The sequence below is a fragment of the Dysosmobacter sp. Phy genome (assembly GCF_054476235.1).
Map to the genome: position 1 here is coordinate 1,283,813 of NZ_CM136997.1, position 15,303 is coordinate 1,299,115.

A 15,303-nucleotide genomic window follows, 5' to 3' on the forward strand; every position below is an offset into this window, starting at 1 on the left:
GGAGCCGGCGGAGATCCCACCGGCCCCCTATTCAAAAAAGCGGCGGCGCTCCGCTCCAGGGGCGGACGCTGCGCGGAAGAGTCAACTGGGGGGCGCCTGCCGCTTGGGGTATCCTATGCGGCGCGGCCCTCCGCCGCCACAGGCCCGGGCGGCCCGTCCCGGGGGCGGCATCTCTTCCCATCTCAAGAAAAGAGGGGTTTTCCATGGTAAAGATCGCACCCAGCATTCTCTCCGCCGATTTCGCAAATCTGGAGCGGGATATCCAGCGGATCTCCACCGCCGATTACGTCCATGTGGACGTGATGGACGGCATGTTCGTCCCCAACATCACCATCGGCATCCCCGTGGTCAAGTCCCTGCGGCCCACCACCGCGCTGCCGCTGGACGTGCATCTGATGATCGTGGAGCCGGTGCGGTACGTGGAGCAGTTCTGCGACGCCGGCGCCGACCTGGTGACGGTCCACGTGGAGTCCGACACGCCGGAGAACATCCAAGCCGCCATCGACAAGATCCACGCCAAGGGCAAGAAGGCGGGCATCGTCCTCAAGCCCAAGACCCCCGCCGAGGCGGCCCTGCCGTACCTGGAGAAGGTGGAGCTGATCCTGGTGATGACGGTGGAGCCGGGCTTCGGCGGCCAGAAGTTCATGGCCGATATGATGCCCAAGGTCTCCGCCATCCGCGCCTGGATCGACGAGAAGAACCCCGCCTGCGAGCTGGAGGTGGACGGCGGCGTGGACCCGGAGACCTGCAAGACCTGCATCGCCGCCGGGGCCAACGTGCTGGTGGCGGGCAGCGCCGTGTACAAGGCGGCGGACATCCCCGCCCGGATCGCCGCTCTGCGGGGCTGAGGGACGGCCATGCGGAACATCGCCAGCGTGCCCAGGGTCTCCCTGGGCCTCTTCCCCACCCCCTTTTACAAGCTGGAGGCCATCAGCGCCAGGTACGGCCGGAACATCTGGATCAAGCGGGACGACCTGTGCGGCGTGGCCCTGGGCGGCAACAAGGTCCGCAAGCTGGAGTTTCTGCTGGCCCAGGCCCGGGCCGACGGCTGCGACACAGTGTTCACCACCGGCGGCGCCCAGTCCAACCACGCCATGCTGACCGCCGCCTGCGCCGCCCGGCTGGGCATGGACTGCAAGCTGTTTTTGAAGGACCGGGGCGTCACCGGCCGCCGGGGCAACCTGGTGCTCGATGAAATCTACGGCGCCCCCGTCCGGCTGGTGGACACCGACGACTATCAGGACATCTACCGGGAGATGGAGGCGGAGGCTGCCGGGCTGGAGGCCCGGGGCCACCGCTGCTGCCGGATCCCCCTGGGCGGGTCCACGCCTCTGGGGACCCTGGGCTATGCCGCCGCCGCCCGGGAGTGCGCCGTCCAGGCCATGGCCGCCGGCATCCGGGTGGGCCATCTGGTCAGCGCCACCGGCTCCGGCGGCACCACCGCCGGACTGTTGCTGGGGGCGGGGCTGTTCCTGCCCGGCGCCCGGGTCACCGGCATGGCGGTGGATCCCCAGCCCTTCCGGGAGACGGTGCTGGACCTGGCCGCCGGCGCCGCCGCGCTGCTGGAGGCCTCCTTCCAGCCCCAGGAGAAGGATCTTCAGATCCTGGACTGTGCCGGACCCGGCTACGCCGTGCCCGATCCGGCGGCCACCCCCGCCATTTTGGAGCTGGCCCGGACTGAGGGCATTTTGCTGGACCCGGTCTACACCGGCAAGGCATGGGCGGGCCTGCTGGCCCAGGTGAAGGCCGGAGGCTTTGAGGGCGAGGGCGACATCGTCTTTTTCCACACCGGCGGCGCCGCGGCCCTGTTTGCCATGGACCTGCCGGGAGCATCCAATTAAAAGGAGCGTACCGTACCCATGGAATATTTCCCCGCACCCCTTGAAAAGCTGGTGGAGCAGTTTGCCCGGCTGCCGGGCATCGGCGGCAAGTCCGCCCAGCGGCTGGCCTTCCATGTGCTGGGCCTGCCGGAGGAGGAGGCCCGGGAGTTCGCCGAGGCCATTCTGGACGCCAAGCGCAGCGTCACCTGCTGCCCGGAGTGCCAGAACTTCACCGCCGGGGGCCTTTGCCCCATCTGCGCCTCCCCCAAGCGGGACGGCTCCGTCATCTGCGTGGTGGCGGACCCCCGGGACGTGGCCGCCATCGAGCGCAGCCGGGAGTTCAATGGCCGCTACCACGTGCTCCACGGCGTCATCTCCCCCATGAACCACGTGGGGCCCGACGATCTGGCCATCAAACCCCTGGTGGAGCGGGTGGCCAAGGGCGGCGTGGAGGAGGTCATCATGGCCACCAACCCCGACACCGAGGGCGAGGCCACGGCCATGTACATCGCCCGGCTGTTAAAGCCCTTCGGCGTCCGGGTGACCCGCCTGGCCTACGGCATCCCCGTGGGCGGCCATCTGGAATTTGCCGACGACGCCACGCTGATGCGGGCGCTGGAGGGCCGCCGGGACATCTGAGCATCAGCGGTATCAACGAAAGGGGCGCCCGGACCAGATGGCCCGGGCGCCCGTGTTTTCAGTTGACCGGAGGATCCTGAGCGGCAGAAAGCGAAAACGAGAGGGCCCCTCCGGGGTCCTCTCGTTTTTTTATCACAGGCTCTGCTTAAAAACCTTGTCAGGAGTGCTGGAAAACGCTTTTGGACAGGCCCGGCGCCCGCCTTATTCCGCAAAGACCTCCGCCAGCAGCGCCATGGCCTCCGGCAGGGCGGCGGGCTCCAGCCCGCCGTAGTTGACCACCAGGGTGTGGGCGTGGGCGCCGTCCGGCACCGCGGCGTACTCCGAGAGGAAGCCCAGCCGCACCCCCAGGCCCTCCGCCCGCTGCCGCAGGGCTTCGTCGGACCGGCCTGTCTCCAGCCGCAGCAGGAAGTGCAGCCCCGCCCCCTGTTCGGAGATGGCGATGCGATGGGCGAAGGGGCTGGCGCGGAAGGCCGCCAGCACCGCGCCGCGGCGCAGGCGGTACTCCTTGCGCATCCGGGCGAGATGGCGCTCGTAGTGACCCTCCGAGAGGAACAGGGCCAGCACGTGCTGCTCCAGAGCCGGCACGGTGCAGGCGTAGAAGTCCAGCCGGCGGCGGTATTCCGCCAGCAGCGCCGGCGGCAGCACCACGAACCCCAGCCGCATGGAGGGAGAGATGGTCTGGGAGAAGGTGTTCATGTACAGCACCCGGCCGCCGCGGTCGATGCTCTGGAGGGTGGGGATGGGCCGGCCGGTGAAGCGCAGCTCGCTGTCGTAGTCGTCCTCGATGAGATACCCCCCGGTGTCCTCTGCCCAGCGCAGCAGGGCCTGCCGCCGGGCAATGGGCGTCACCAGGCCGGTGGGATAGTGGTGGTTGGGAGACAGGTGGGCTACAGAGGCCCCGGAGGCCGCGAGAGCGGCAGGGTCCATGCCCTGGCCGTCCAGGGGCACCGGGCGGCAGGGCAGCCCCAGGCTGCCGTAGACCTGGCGGATCTTGGGATAGCCCGGGTCCTCCACGGCCACCACCGCCTCCCGCCCCAGCAGCTGGGCCAGCAGCAGGTACAAATACTCCGCTCCGGCCCCCACCAGGATCTGGGCCGGGTCCGCCGCCATGCCCCGGAAGTGGCGCAGGTCGTCGGCGATGGCCTGGCGCAGGGCGGGCAGGCCCTGGTGAGGGACGGGGCGCAGCAGCGCCGCCCCGTCCTCGGAGAGCACCCGCCGGGTCAGCCGGGCCCAGGTGGACACCGGGAACCGGGCCATGTCCACCCGGTTGCGCTTGAGGTCCAGCCGCCAGGCCCGTTCCTCCGGCTCCGCCGCCGGGGCCGGGACCGTCGGGGCCGGGGCGGTCCGCTCCACCGGGGAGACGAAGAAGCCCCGCCGGGGCAGGGTGTGGACATAGCCCTCGGCCTCCAGCTGGGCGTAGGCCCCCTCCACGGTGATGACGGACAGGTGCAGATGCTCCGCCAGGGCCCGCTTGGAGGGCAGCCGCTCCCCGGCGGCCAGGGCGCCGGAGAGGATGTCCCGCCGGATGCACCGGTACAGATATTCGTACAGGGACAGATCTCCCCGCTGCTCCATGGCGTAGGTCAGCACGGCGCGCCTCCTTCTGACCTTATAAAAAAGATCGAAATTGAGTATTTCAATCATATCATATTCGCCGTATGATGGCAACAGTCAGCCGGGGCACCGCTCCGGCGGAACAGGAGGCGACAGCGATGGAAAAGACAGTGGAGCGGCGGGAGGACCGGTCCGCCCGGCAGGTGCGGGCCCTGGTGCTGACGGCGCTGCTGGCGGCCATGGCCTGCGCGGCCACCATGGCGATCCGGGTGCCCACCCCCACCGGGGGGTATGTGAACCTGGGGGACGCAGTGGTGTTGCTGGGGGCCTATCTGCTGGGCCCCGGCTGGGGCGCCGCGGCGGCGGGCGTCGGCTCCGCCCTGGCGGACCTGCTGGGGGGCTACCCCATGTACGTGCCCGCCACCCTGGTCATCAAGGCGGTCATGGCGGCCCTGGCGGCGGGGCTGTACCGGCTGCTGGGGCGCCGGGGCGGATGGACCTTTGCGGTGTGCGGCGCGGCGGCGGAGGTGCCTATGGTGCTGGGCTACTGGCTGTTTGACGCCCTGTTGGCGTCCTTCGGGGGCCGGGGCTTTTCCCTGGCTCTGGCGGGCGCCGCGGCGGGCATCCCCGGCAATCTGGTCCAAGCGGCCTTCGGCGCGGCGGCCTCCGCCCTGCTGGCGGCGGCCCTGCGGAAGAGCGCCTTTGTGCGCCGGGAGTTCCCCCACCTGTGAGGCGGACGGCAAAAAGCGCCCCGCGGACGATCGTCCGCGGGGCGCCTTTTGATGTGAATATGCGGGCGGGGGCTCAGTAGCCGCCCAGGTCGTCGGGGCCGCCGCCCCAGCCGTCCTGGCCGCCGTTCCAGCCGCTCCAGCCGCCCTCCTGCGGCCGGGCACCGGCGCCCACGCCGGAGGTCTCCTTGGCGATGTCGAAATAGCCCAGCTCCACACACTGATAGTTGGGCAGGTAGAAAAGCTGTACCGCCAGGGACCACAGCCAGATGATCAACGACATGAGGAGGCCGGAGCCGATCAGCGGCACCAGCCGGGTGGGGTCTGCCATGAAGACGGCGGGATCCTCAAGGATCTGGAGATAGAGATAGAAGAACTCCACCGTGGAGGGTAGGGACGCCAGGATCCCCCAGCCCAGGTAGCTCAGGTCCAGCACGAACAGCTGGCCCTTGTAGCCCTCGGTCTGGCGCTTGCTCATGTCCAGCGCTTCCACGATACTCAAATCCGGATTCTCGCATAGATTGTACATGGCGAAGCGGTAGCGGTAGGCGGCGATGATGCCGGGGATGACGAACAGCAGCGACCACAAAAAGATGAACACCGACTGCAGGATGCTCAGGCCAATGATCTTCCCCACGAAGGAGAACCCGTCGAAGAGCGTCAGAAACTCCGCCCGCTCGCCCCGCCGGATGGCCATGCAGTACAGCACGAAGCCCACATTGAGGACGGTCCCCAGCAGCATGGTCAGAACGGTCACAAAGGTGCCCAGGAGGCTGAGGCTGACACTGCCCGCCAGGGTGTCGGCCAGATTCAGGACTGCGATCAGGCCCAGATACAGCGCCGCCATGGCCTTGGGGCGTACCTGGGCGGAGCGCAGCAGCTCCCTCGTCTGCGCTTTCAGCTGCGGTCTGTCGATCTGTCTTGGGGTCATGGTACTCGTGCCTCCGTGTCATGAAGTCCCGCCGGAGCGGGCCGCTATGGAGACAGCATACCATGTTTTCCACGAAAAGACAAGGGCGGTCCGGAGAGAGCGGCAGGCCGTGAAGGACTTGCAAAAGATGTGGAAAATCACAAAAAAAGGAGAGTACGACCGGCGAATTTTCGCAAAAAACGTCGTTCACAGTCTGGACATTTTTCAATTTTGGGTGTAGAATGAAGCGCAGTATGTGGTAGTATGCGCCACGGCATGAGGTCCCTCCCCGCCGGCGGATGGGACCGTCCCCATGTTATGGCCGCTATCAAGGAGTAAAAATGAGGTGAAGACAATGGCACAAGCTTTCTTTGGCGGCGTTCATCCCCATGACATGAAGGCCGCGACCAATGAGAAGGCCATCGAACAGCTGGCACCCCCGGCCCAGGTGGTCATTCCCATGTCGATGCACTTCGGCGCACCTTGCACGCCACTGGTCAAAGTGGGCGATCATGTGAAGGTGGGTCAGAAGATCGGCGAATTCCGCGGCCTCGGCGCCCCGATCCACGCCAGCGTTTCCGGCACGGTCAAGGCAGTGGAGCCCCGCCCCTATTCCATGGGCGGCAACATGATGTCCGTGGTGATCGACAACGATTTCCAGGACACCCTCAGCGAGGAGGTCCAGGCCCCCGCCGATCCTGACGCCCTCAGCGTCCAGGAGATGGTGGAGATTGTGAAGAACGCCGGCATCGTCGGCATGGGCGGCGCGACCTTCCCCACCCACGTGAAGATCTCCGGCGGCATCGGGCAGGTGGACACCGTTATCATCAACGGCGCCGAGTGCGAGCCCTACATCACCGGCGACCACCGCACCATGCTGGAGCGCCCCGAGGAGATCATCGGCGGCTGTGTGTATCTGGCCAAGATGTTCGGCGTGGACAAGGTCATCATCGGCGTGGAGGACAATAAGCAAAACGGCATCGACGCCATGAACAAGGTCATCGCTGAGAAGAAGGCCCCCGTGGTGGTGGAGCCTCTGCGCTGCCGTTACCCCCAGGGCGGTGAGAAGCAGCTCTGCCAGGCCATCACCGGCAAGCAGGTGCCTCCCGGAGGACTGCCCTCCAACATCGGCTGCGCCGTGTTCAACATCAACACCACCTGCGCCATCTACCGGGCCATCACCCAGGGCATGCCCGTGGTGAAGAAGATCGTCACGGTCTCCGGCTCCGGTGTGGTGGAGCCCAAGAACATCGAATGCCCCATCGGCACCCCCGTCTCCCTGCTGTTCGACGCCTGCGGCGGTCTGAAGGACGGCACCTACAAGCTGGTGTGCGGCGGCCCCATGATGGGCATGGCCCAGTACACCGCCGATATTCCCGTGGGCAAGGGCACCGGCGCCATGCTGGCCTTCTGCGAGAATGAGGAGCAGACCGTTGAGAATCCCCAGTGCATCCGCTGCGGCAAGTGTGTGGCCGCCTGCCCCATGCACCTGGAGCCCCTGTTCATGTACCAGTACGCCTCCAAGGGCATGGTGGATGAGCTCAACGACGCTCACATCATGGACTGCATGGAGTGCGGCGCCTGCGCGTACGTCTGCCCCGCCCGGGTCCACCTGACCCACATGTTCAAGACCGGCAAGCAGCTGGTCAAGGACAAGGCGGCCGCTGACAAGGCCGCTGCCGAGGCAAAGAAAAAGGCCGCAGAAGAGAAGAAGGAGGCCGTAAAGTAATGACTGACTATAAGAATCTCAAGCTGATCGCCACCTCTTCTCCCCACATCCGTGCAGCGGAGAACACCCGGTCCATCATGCTGGACGTGATCATCGCCATGCTGCCGGCACTGGCCTGGGCCGTGTGGATGTTCGGTTTTAAGGCCCTGACCCTCACCGCCGTGTCCGCGGCTGGCTGCGTGTTCTTCGAGTGGGGCTACCGCAAGCTCATGAAGAAGCCCCAGTCCGTGGGCGACCTCAGCGCCGTGGTCACCGGCATGCTGCTGGCCTTCGTCAGCCCTGTTACCACTCCCCACTGGATGATCCTGGTGGGCGACTTCTTCGCCATCGTGGTCGTCAAGCAGCTCTTCGGCGGCATCGGCAAGAACTTCGTCAACCCCGCTCTGGCCGGCCGTGCGTTCCTGCTGGGCAGCTACGCCGGCGTCATGACCTCCTGGGCCGCTCCCGGCACCAAGGTGCCCGTGATCGGCTCCACCGTGGACGTGGTCACCGCCGCCACCCCGCTGGCCTACATGAAGACCGGCGATATGGAGGGCCTGCTGGCCAACTATTCCATCAGAGATATGTTCATCGGCAACATCGGCGGCTCCCTGGGTGAGATCTCCGTGCTGATGCTGCTGATCGGCGGGCTGTACCTGCTCTGGCGCAAGGTCATCAACTGGCACACCCCCGTGGCCTACATCCTGACCGTGGCCGTGCTGACCTTCCTGTTCCCCAAGGCCGGCGCCTCCAACCTGGAGTGGATGCTGTACAGCATCTCCGGCGGCGGACTGTTCCTGGGCGCCTTCTTCATGGCCACCGACTACGCCACCTCTCCCGTCACCAAGAAGGGCCAGCTGATCTTCGGCATCGGCTGTGGCCTGTTCACCGTATTCATTCGTTACTTCGGCTCCTATAACGAGGGCGTGTGCTACTCCATCATGGTCATGAACCTGTGCGTGGCTCTGATCGACAAGAACACCCGTCCCGCTCGTTTTGGCGTCGTAAAATCCGATAAGAAGGAGGCGGCCGCGAAATGAGCACCGAAGTCAAGACCAAGGAAAAGGTCGATATGGACCCCAAGTACATCATCAAACTGACCGTCACGCTGCTGCTGTGCTGCCTGGTGGTAGCCGCCGCGCTGGGCGGGGTCAACGCCATCACGAAGGATAAGATCGCCGCCATCAACTGGGAGAACACCGTCACCGCCATGAAGGCCGTGGTGGCCGATCCCGACAGCACCGAGTTTTCCGAGGCGCTGGAGAACACCGAGGCTATGACCGCCGCCGCGGCTTCCGCCGGCGGCACCCTGGACTCCGTGTATGAGGTCCTGGTGGGCGGCGAGAACGCCGGCTACGCCATCAAGGTCGTGGCCTCCGGCTCCCAGGGCAGCATTGAGATGATGGTCGGCGTGGACGCCGAGGGTGCCGTCACCGGCGTGTCCATCGTGGACAACGCCGAGACCGCCGGCATCGGCTCCAAGGTTATGAACAATGAGCCTCTGTCCAGCGGCACCGGCGTTCTGGACCAGTTCATCGGCAAGTCCGCCGCGGACGGCGCTCTGGCCGTCGGCACCAACGTGGACGCCATCTCCGGCGCCACCGTTTCCACCAAGGGCGTGACCACCGGCGTCAACGCCGCGCTGGCCGTGGCCGGCGCCATCGGCTGAGAAGGGAGGATGCACGCTTTATGAATCTGAAAAAACAGTTTGTGGAGGGTCTGCTGACCCAGAACCCCGTGCTGGTGCAGGTGCTGGGCATGTGCTCCACCATGGCCATCACTACCTCGTTCTTCAACGGCCTGGGCATGGGCCTGGCCGTCACCGTGATCCTGACGCTGTCCAACGTCATCATCGCCGCCATCCGCAAGATCATCCCTGACAAGATCCGTATCGCCATGTTCATCGTGGTGATCGCCGGCTTCGTCACCTGCGTGGACCTGCTGATCCAGGCCTTCGTGCCTGCTCTGTCCTCGTCCCTGGGCGTGTTCATCCCCCTGATCGTGGTGAACTGCATCATCCTGGGCCGTGCCGAGGCCTTCTCCTACAAGAACGGCATCGGTGCCTCCTTCTTTGACGGCATCTTCCAGGGCATCGGCTACACCCTGGTACTGCTGGTCATGTGCATCATCCGCGAGTTCCTGGGCGCCGGCACCTTCGGCGGCGGCATCCTGGGTCCCGATCTCAAGGGCATCCAGATCCTGCCCTCCCAGTTCCCCGCCGGCATGCTGACCCTGCCTGTGGGCGGCTTCCTGGTGCTGGGCTGCCTGATCGCCCTGATGCAGTGGGCCCTGTCCAGACCCAAGAAGAATAAGGAGGAGAGCAAATAATGGATCAGATCTATGAACTCCTGGCAATCATGCTGGGCGCCATTCTGGCGAACAACTTCATCTTCTCCCAGTTCCTGGGCATCTGCCCCTTCCTGGGCGTCTCCAAGAAGGTCGACACCGCCGTGGGCATGGGCATCGCCGTGACCTTCGTCATGGGCCTGGCCTCCGCCGTGTGCTACGCTGTCAACCAGTTCGTCCTGGTCCGCTTTGACCTGGAGTACATGCAGACCGTGACCTTCATCCTGGTCATCGCCTCCCTGGTGCAGTTTATCGAGATGTTCCTGCAGAAGTCCATGCCCTCCCTGTACACCGCGCTGGGCATCTACCTGCCTCTGATCACCACCAACTGCGCCGTGCTGGGCGTGGTGCTGCTGAACGTGCAGAACAACTACAACTTCATCTCCTCCGTGGTCTACGGCATCACCGGCGGCCTGGGCTTCCTGCTGGCCATCGTGCTGTTCGCCAGCATCCGGGAGCGCCTGGTGTTCGCCGACTATCCCAAGGCCTTCGAGGGCTTCCCCATCGCATTGGTTACCGCCGGTCTGATGGCCCTTGCTTTCATGGGCTTCTCCGGCCTGAAGGTCTGGTAAGGAGGAACCGGGAATATGAATATTTTAGCTGCAATTCTGGTCCTCGGTATCCTGGGCGGCGTGTTCGGTCTGGTTCTGGCCGTGGCCTCCAAGATCTTCGAGGTGAAAAAGGACCCCCGTGAGGAGGCCATTCTGGGCCACCTGGCCGGCGCCAACTGCGGCGGCTGCGGCTACCCCGGCTGCGCCGGCTGCGCCGCCGCCATCGTGGCCGGTGAGGCCCCTGTCACCGCCTGCGCTCCCGCCGGCCCTGAGAACGCCGCTGCCATTGCCGAGATTATGGGCCAGGCCGCTCCCACCGGCGAGCGGAAGGTGGCCTTCGTCCGCTGCAACGGCGGTACCAACGCCGTCAAGCGCTTTGAGTATCGCGGCGTCAAGGACTGCATCTCCGCCACCAAGGTGGCCGGCAGCCCCCTGGAGTGCGCCTTCGGCTGCCTGGGCTTCGGCTCCTGCGTGAAGGCCTGCCAGTTCGGCGCCATGAGCATCGGCCCCAACGGCACCGCCGTGGTGGATCCCGAAAAGTGCACCGACTGCATGGCCTGCGCCGCCGCCTGCCCCCGCCACCTGATCGTGGAGGTCCCCGCCTCCAAGAAGGTCCACGTGGCCTGTGCCAACCAGGACAAGGGCAAGGCCGCCATGAGCGTGTGCGCCAGCTCCTGCATCGGCTGCGGCCTGTGCCAGAAGGAGTGCAAGTTCGACGCCATCCATGTGGTGAACGGTGTGGCCGTCATCGACTACGACAAGTGCAAGGGCTGCAAGCTGTGCACCAAGGTCTGCCCGAGAGACGCCATTCTGCCCATCGCCACCGCTGAGGAGAAGGAGAAGTACAAGGCCATCAAGAAGGCCCAGGCCGAGAAGGCCAAGGCTGCGGCTGATGCCGCAAAGGCCGAGACCGCTCCCCAGTAACGATCCCGTTTAAGGCCCCGGACCGCATGTCCGGGGCCTTTTTTATGAACTTTTTCCCGGGGGCTTGCATTTTTGCTCCGCAGGCATATAATGGACCCAACAGGCAGAGTAGGAACGCACGTGTCCATCCAGTGCCGGAAAAACGGGGAGTTGTTTTCCGGACGAAAGGGCTCAGTCCCGCAGTGTGCGCTCCGCATCCCGCTGCCGCATATGGGAGCGAGAATAACCCTTCCTCTGTGCGGCATCTCCGGTCACGGACTGCCAAATACACAGAAGGAAGGTATTTTTATGTCCCTGTACCCCCATCCTCTTGTCCCCGGATATTGGCGGGAGGCGCTGCGCAGTTTCCGCAGCCTGCGATCCGTGGCGTTTTCGGCAGTGATGATTGCCGCCTGCATCGTCCTCTCACGCTTTTATATTCCGCTCCATGAGTCTCTGACGCTCAGCGTTACCTTCCTGGCCCGGGCTTTGTGTGCCCTGGTGTGCGGCCCCCTTGTGGCCATGGTGTTTGCCGTGGCGGAGGATACCCTCAGCTTTTTTCTCTCATCCGGCGGTTATCCCTATTTTCCCGGCTATGCGCTGACGACTCTGTTGGGCTGCCTGACCTATGCGCTGTTTTTTTACCGAGCCAGGATCACTTGGCGGCGGATTATCCTGGCTAAAACGCTCACCAACATTCAAAACGTTTTTCTGGGATCCCTGTGGAGCGCCATGCTGTACAGCAAGGGCTACCTATATTACATGACTACCAGCGCAGTAAAGAACCTCATTTATCTGCCGATTCAGATCCTGATGCTGGCTCTGGTGCTGCGCTGCGTGCTGCCGGCTCTGCGGCGGCAGGGGCTGGTACCCCAGCAGTTGACCGACGGCAGGATCACCTTTTGAGGAGGGAACGCCCATGACCGGTCAGGAGGCCGTCGCCTACATCCATAGCTTTCAGTGGCAGCGCCACGCGCCGGGTCTGGATCGGATCCGGGCGCTGCTCCATGCCCTGGGAGACCTCCAGCGGGGCATGAAGTTCGTCCACGTGGCCGGCACCAACGGCAAGGGCAGCACCTGCGCCATGATTGCCGCCATTTTGGAGGCTGCCGGCTACCGGGTGGGCTTGAACACCTCTCCCTATCTGGAGGACTTCCGGGAGCGCATCCAGATCAACGGCGAGATGATCCCGGAGGCGGCCCTGGCGGCCCTGGTGGAGGAGATCCGCCCCGCCGCCGAGGCCATGGCGGACCACCCCACGGAGTTTGAGCTCATCACCGCCATCGCCCTGCTGCACTTCCGGCGGGAGCAGTGCGACATCGCCGTGCTGGAGGTGGGCCTGGGCGGCGCCCTGGACGCCTCCAATGTGATCGACACGCCGGAGGCGGCCGTGCTGGCGGCCATGGGCCTGGACCACACGGCGGTGCTGGGCACCACCCTGACGGATATCGCCATTGCCAAGGCCGGCATCATCAAGCCCGGCGGCGCCGTGGTGAGCCTGGGGGGCTGCCCGGAGGCGGACGCCGTGTTCCGCCGGGTCTGTCGGGAACGGGGCGCTGTCCTGACCGAGGTGGACTTTGCCCGCCTGGGAAGCAGCCGGGTGACCCTCTCCGGCACGGAGTTTGACCTCACCCCCTACGGCCCGCTGCGCCTGGGCCTGATCGGCCGGTATCAGCTGCACAACGCGGCACTGGCGGTGACGGCGGCGGAGGTCCTGCGGGACAAGGGCTGGGCCGTCCCGGAGACGGCGATTCGCCGCGGACTGGCGCAGGCCCGGTGGCCCGGCCGCATGGAGGTGATCCGCCCGGCGGACCCGGTGATTTTGCTGGAGGGGGCCCACAACCCCCAGGGGGCCGCGGCCGCCGCGGAGACCCTGCGGGCCCTGTTCCCGGACCGGAAGATCGTGCTGCTGCTGGGGATGCTGGCGGACAAGGATGTGGAGGGCGTGCTGGAGGCGGTGGTGCCCCTGGCGGAGGCGGTGGTCACCGTGACGCCGCCCAGCCCCCGGGCCCTGGACGCCGAGGCCCTGCGCCGGCGGCTGCCCTACGGTATCCCCGGCTGCGCATGTCTCACGGTGGAGGAGGGCGTGAAGCTGGCCGCCATGGCGGCGGGCCCCGGCGGCGCCGTGTGCGCCCTGGGCTCGCTGTATATGTCCGGCGCCGTCCGGCAGGCGGCAGCGGCGCTGAACTACGGCGCGGAATCCTGAGAGACATGGCGCGGCAGCTGGATCGTTTCAAAAACGCGGGCGAAAAGCCCGCGTTTTTGCGTTTGGGACGGGCAGCAGCTACCAGGGGAAAAAGATTCTCAAAACAGTTTCCTTTTGTTTACAAAATGTTTATATCCACCCGTTGACATTGAGAGGGCACGGTGGTAAACTCCTTTTAGCACTCCGGGAAAGAGAGTGCTAAACCAATTTACAACATCCCGCGGAAGCGTCAGAGGTGCGGACTGTGGAACTGACGGACCGGAAAAAACAGATATTGAAGATCGTGGTGGAGGACTATGTCCAGACCGCCGAGCCGGTGGGCTCCCGCAGCATCGCCAGCGAGATGGGCGGCAAGGTCAGCTCCGCCACCATCCGCAACGAGCTGGCGGATCTGGTGGAGCTGGGCTACCTGGAGCAGCCCCACACCTCCGCAGGGCGCATCCCCTCCCCCAAGGGCTACCGGCTCTACGTCAACGAGCTGATGGAGCGCCAGCGGCTGACTCTGGCCGAGACGGAGAAGATCAACCAGTCCCTCCAGCTGAAGATGGAGGAGCTGGACCGGGTGATCTCTCAGGCGGGCCGGGCGGTCAGCTCCTTTGTGAACTACCCCGCCTATGTGGCCGCCGCCGGGAAGAAAAAGATCACCGCCCGCCGCTTCGACCTGCTGCCGGTGGATGAGCGCAGCTGCATCGTGGTGATGATGCTGGGCGACAACCGGGTGCGCAGCCAGCTGCTGCGGATGCAGTTGAAGGTGGATCTGGAGCAGATGCCCACCCTGGTGAATCTGCTGAACACCCACTTTACCAACGTGGGCACCGATACCATGAACCAGCGGCTCATGGACGTGGCCGACCAGGTGCCGCCGCAGCTGTTTCTGCTGCTGAGCCAGACCGTGGCCTACGCCGTGGACGCGCTGGAGGAGGCCGGCCAGCGGGAGATTATCACCGCCGGCACCAAGGAGCTTTTGAAGCTGCCGGAATTCCGGGACGCCGACAAGGCCCACCAGCTCATGAGCTTCCTCACCGACAGCAAGGAGAGTCTCCCCATGCCGGAGGAGGGCCCCATGAAGATCCTGATCGGGCCGGAGAACGTCAGCGACGCGCTGAAGGATACCAGCGTGGTGGTGGCCAGCTATGACATCGGCGACGATATGCGGGGCCTGATCGGCGTGGTGGGCCCCACCCGGATGGATTACGCCACAGTGGCCGCCCGCCTCACCGGCTTTGCCGAGGGGCTGACGCGGCTGTTCGGAAAACAACAGGAATTACCGCCCAAGGAGGAACCAGAGGAATGAGCGAAGAGACCAAGCTGCCCGACCAGGAGCCCCAGGAGGCCCCTCAGGAGGAGCAGAAAGACGCAGAGCAGGCGGCGGAGGCAGCCGCCGCCCAGGAGCCGGAGAAGGCGCCCAAGGCCAAAAAGAAGAAGGAGAAGGGCTACACCTTTACCCGGGAACAGGTGGAGCAGATGGAGCTGGCGGTGAAGCAGCTGGACTCCGTCAAGGACCAGTTCGTGCGGCTGACGGCGGAGTACGACAACTACCGCAAGCGCACCGCCAAGGAGAAGGAGACCATCTACCAGGACGCCCAGCTGGACACCATCAAGGCGTTTTTGCCGGTGTACGACAATCTGGAGCGGGCCGCGGCCGCCGAGGGCGGTGAGGACGATCCCCACAAGAAGGGGCTGGAGATGATCTTCCACCAGTATCAGGAGATCCTGAGCAAGCTGGGCGTCACCGAGATCCCGGCCCTGGGCGAGACCTTCGACCCGGAGAAGCACAACGCCGTCATGCACATCGACGACGAGGCCTACGGCGAGAGCGTGGTGGCCCAGGTGTTCCAGGCGGGGTTTGAGATGAACGGAAAAGTGATCCGCCACGCCATCGTCCAGGTGGCAAACTGAGGCCCTCGGGCAGGGACCGCGGCCTTTGGCCCGGTTTGA

At 65.4% G+C, this 15,303-nt stretch carries 16 protein-coding genes and 1 riboswitch; of the genes, 14 read left to right on the plus strand and 2 right to left on the minus strand.

Annotated elements, in window-relative coordinates:
• Window positions 1-203: 203 nt before the first annotated feature.
• The 3 genes from rpe to recR are packed head-to-tail and all read left to right on the plus strand — an operon-like array spanning window position 204 to window position 2,459.
• Entirely contained in the window at window positions 204-848 is a 645-nt protein-coding gene (gene rpe, locus ACVDHE_RS06330; protein ID WP_458885975.1) for a ribulose-phosphate 3-epimerase, read from the plus strand.
• A gap of 9 nt (window positions 849-857) precedes the next feature.
• The gene (locus ACVDHE_RS06335; RefSeq protein ID WP_458885976.1) at window positions 858-1,841 is read left to right on the plus strand and encodes a 1-aminocyclopropane-1-carboxylate deaminase/D-cysteine desulfhydrase; all 984 of its coding nucleotides are present in this window, start codon (window positions 858-860) and stop codon (window positions 1,839-1,841) included.
• An 18-nt stretch (window positions 1,842-1,859) separates the two neighbouring features.
• Window positions 1,860-2,459: a recombination mediator RecR gene (gene recR / locus ACVDHE_RS06340; protein WP_213037331.1), complete on the plus strand. Its 600-nt coding sequence runs from the start codon at window positions 1,860-1,862 to the stop codon at window positions 2,457-2,459.
• 201 nt (window positions 2,460-2,660) lie between these two features.
• Here the strand turns inward: recR and pdxR are convergent, their stop codons facing one another.
• Window positions 2,661-4,049 (minus strand): MocR-like pyridoxine biosynthesis transcription factor PdxR, encoded by a 1,389-nt coding sequence (pdxR, locus tag ACVDHE_RS06345; protein ID WP_458885977.1) that lies wholly within the window; start codon window positions 4,047-4,049, stop codon window positions 2,661-2,663.
• A 122-nt stretch (window positions 4,050-4,171) separates the two neighbouring features.
• On the opposite strand from pdxR, the gene ACVDHE_RS06350 reads away from it, so the two are divergent.
• The gene (locus ACVDHE_RS06350; protein ID WP_458885978.1) at window positions 4,172-4,744 is read left to right on the plus strand and encodes an ECF transporter S component; all 573 of its coding nucleotides are present in this window, start codon (window positions 4,172-4,174) and stop codon (window positions 4,742-4,744) included.
• Between the two features lie 73 nt (window positions 4,745-4,817).
• On the opposite strand, the gene ACVDHE_RS06355 is transcribed toward ACVDHE_RS06350, so the two are convergent.
• A complete protein-coding gene (locus tag ACVDHE_RS06355) occupies window positions 4,818-5,672 on the minus strand; it encodes a DUF975 family protein (protein WP_213037334.1) in 855 nt (284 codons plus the stop codon).
• A gap of 334 nt (window positions 5,673-6,006) precedes the next feature.
• Between ACVDHE_RS06355 and rsxC the strand changes: the two genes are divergently transcribed.
• From rsxC to grpE, 10 genes are all read left to right on the plus strand, one after another.
• Entirely contained in the window at window positions 6,007-7,380 is a 1,374-nt protein-coding gene (rsxC, locus tag ACVDHE_RS06360; RefSeq protein WP_458885979.1) for an electron transport complex subunit RsxC, read from the plus strand.
• Window positions 7,380-8,399, plus strand: a complete 1,020-nt coding sequence (locus ACVDHE_RS06365; protein ID WP_213037336.1) for an RnfABCDGE type electron transport complex subunit D — start codon at window positions 7,380-7,382, stop codon at window positions 8,397-8,399. The genes rsxC and ACVDHE_RS06365 overlap by 1 nt, the downstream gene beginning before the upstream one ends.
• Window positions 8,396-9,028, plus strand: coding sequence for an FMN-binding protein (locus ACVDHE_RS06370; protein WP_458885980.1), 633 nt, complete (start codon window positions 8,396-8,398; stop codon window positions 9,026-9,028). The genes ACVDHE_RS06365 and ACVDHE_RS06370 overlap by 4 nt, the downstream gene beginning before the upstream one ends.
• A 20-nt stretch (window positions 9,029-9,048) precedes the next feature.
• Window positions 9,049-9,687, plus strand: coding sequence for an electron transport complex subunit RsxE (rsxE, locus tag ACVDHE_RS06375; protein ID WP_213037338.1), 639 nt, complete (start codon window positions 9,049-9,051; stop codon window positions 9,685-9,687).
• The gene (gene rsxA, locus ACVDHE_RS06380) at window positions 9,687-10,277 is read left to right on the plus strand and encodes an electron transport complex subunit RsxA (RefSeq protein WP_213037339.1); all 591 of its coding nucleotides are present in this window, start codon (window positions 9,687-9,689) and stop codon (window positions 10,275-10,277) included. Before rsxE ends, rsxA begins: the two co-directional genes overlap by 1 nt.
• 15 nt (window positions 10,278-10,292) lie before the next feature.
• Complete coding sequence (locus ACVDHE_RS06385) at window positions 10,293-11,180, plus strand: RnfABCDGE type electron transport complex subunit B (RefSeq protein ID WP_418725025.1); 888 nt, start codon at window positions 10,293-10,295, stop codon at window positions 11,178-11,180.
• A 102-nt stretch (window positions 11,181-11,282) separates the two neighbouring features.
• A riboswitch (THF riboswitch) is annotated at window positions 11,283-11,386 on the plus strand.
• Between the two features lie 157 nt (window positions 11,387-11,543).
• The gene (locus ACVDHE_RS06390) at window positions 11,544-12,065 is read left to right on the plus strand and encodes a folate family ECF transporter S component (protein WP_458885981.1); all 522 of its coding nucleotides are present in this window, start codon (window positions 11,544-11,546) and stop codon (window positions 12,063-12,065) included.
• A 13-nt stretch (window positions 12,066-12,078) separates the two neighbouring features.
• A complete protein-coding gene (locus ACVDHE_RS06395) occupies window positions 12,079-13,365 on the plus strand; it encodes a bifunctional folylpolyglutamate synthase/dihydrofolate synthase (protein ID WP_458885982.1) in 1,287 nt (428 codons plus the stop codon).
• Window positions 13,366-13,609: 244 nt separating this feature from the next.
• The gene (hrcA, locus tag ACVDHE_RS06400) at window positions 13,610-14,659 is read left to right on the plus strand and encodes a heat-inducible transcriptional repressor HrcA (RefSeq protein ID WP_458885983.1); all 1,050 of its coding nucleotides are present in this window, start codon (window positions 13,610-13,612) and stop codon (window positions 14,657-14,659) included.
• Entirely contained in the window at window positions 14,656-15,264 is a 609-nt protein-coding gene (gene grpE / locus ACVDHE_RS06405; protein WP_458885984.1) for a nucleotide exchange factor GrpE, read from the plus strand. The genes hrcA and grpE overlap by 4 nt, the downstream gene beginning before the upstream one ends.
• Window positions 15,265-15,303: the final 39 nt, after the last annotated feature.

Excerpts from the sequence above, each read along its gene's own strand:
- rpe (WP_458885975.1), top strand. The coding sequence starts at position 204 with ATGGTAAAGATCGCACCCAGCATTCTCTCCGCCGATTTCGCAAATCTG.
- ACVDHE_RS06350 (WP_458885978.1), top strand. The coding sequence starts at position 4,172 with ATGGAAAAGACAGTGGAGCGGCGGGAGGACCGGTCCGCCCGGCAGGTG.
- ACVDHE_RS06365 (WP_213037336.1), top strand. The coding sequence starts at position 7,380 with ATGACTGACTATAAGAATCTCAAGCTGATCGCCACCTCTTCTCCCCAC.
- rsxA (WP_213037339.1), top strand. The coding sequence starts at position 9,687 with ATGGATCAGATCTATGAACTCCTGGCAATCATGCTGGGCGCCATTCTG.
- ACVDHE_RS06335 (WP_458885976.1), top strand. The coding sequence starts at position 858 with ATGCGGAACATCGCCAGCGTGCCCAGGGTCTCCCTGGGCCTCTTCCCC.
- rsxC (WP_458885979.1), top strand. The coding sequence starts at position 6,007 with ATGGCACAAGCTTTCTTTGGCGGCGTTCATCCCCATGACATGAAGGCC.
- ACVDHE_RS06385 (WP_418725025.1), top strand. The coding sequence starts at position 10,293 with ATGAATATTTTAGCTGCAATTCTGGTCCTCGGTATCCTGGGCGGCGTG.
- rsxE (WP_213037338.1), top strand. The coding sequence starts at position 9,049 with ATGAATCTGAAAAAACAGTTTGTGGAGGGTCTGCTGACCCAGAACCCC.
- ACVDHE_RS06395 (WP_458885982.1), top strand. The coding sequence starts at position 12,079 with ATGACCGGTCAGGAGGCCGTCGCCTACATCCATAGCTTTCAGTGGCAG.
- grpE (WP_458885984.1), top strand. The coding sequence starts at position 14,656 with ATGAGCGAAGAGACCAAGCTGCCCGACCAGGAGCCCCAGGAGGCCCCT.
- recR (WP_213037331.1), top strand. The coding sequence starts at position 1,860 with ATGGAATATTTCCCCGCACCCCTTGAAAAGCTGGTGGAGCAGTTTGCC.
- ACVDHE_RS06355 (WP_213037334.1), bottom strand. The coding sequence starts at position 5,672 with ATGACCCCAAGACAGATCGACAGACCGCAGCTGAAAGCGCAGACGAGG.
- ACVDHE_RS06370 (WP_458885980.1), top strand. The coding sequence starts at position 8,396 with ATGAGCACCGAAGTCAAGACCAAGGAAAAGGTCGATATGGACCCCAAG.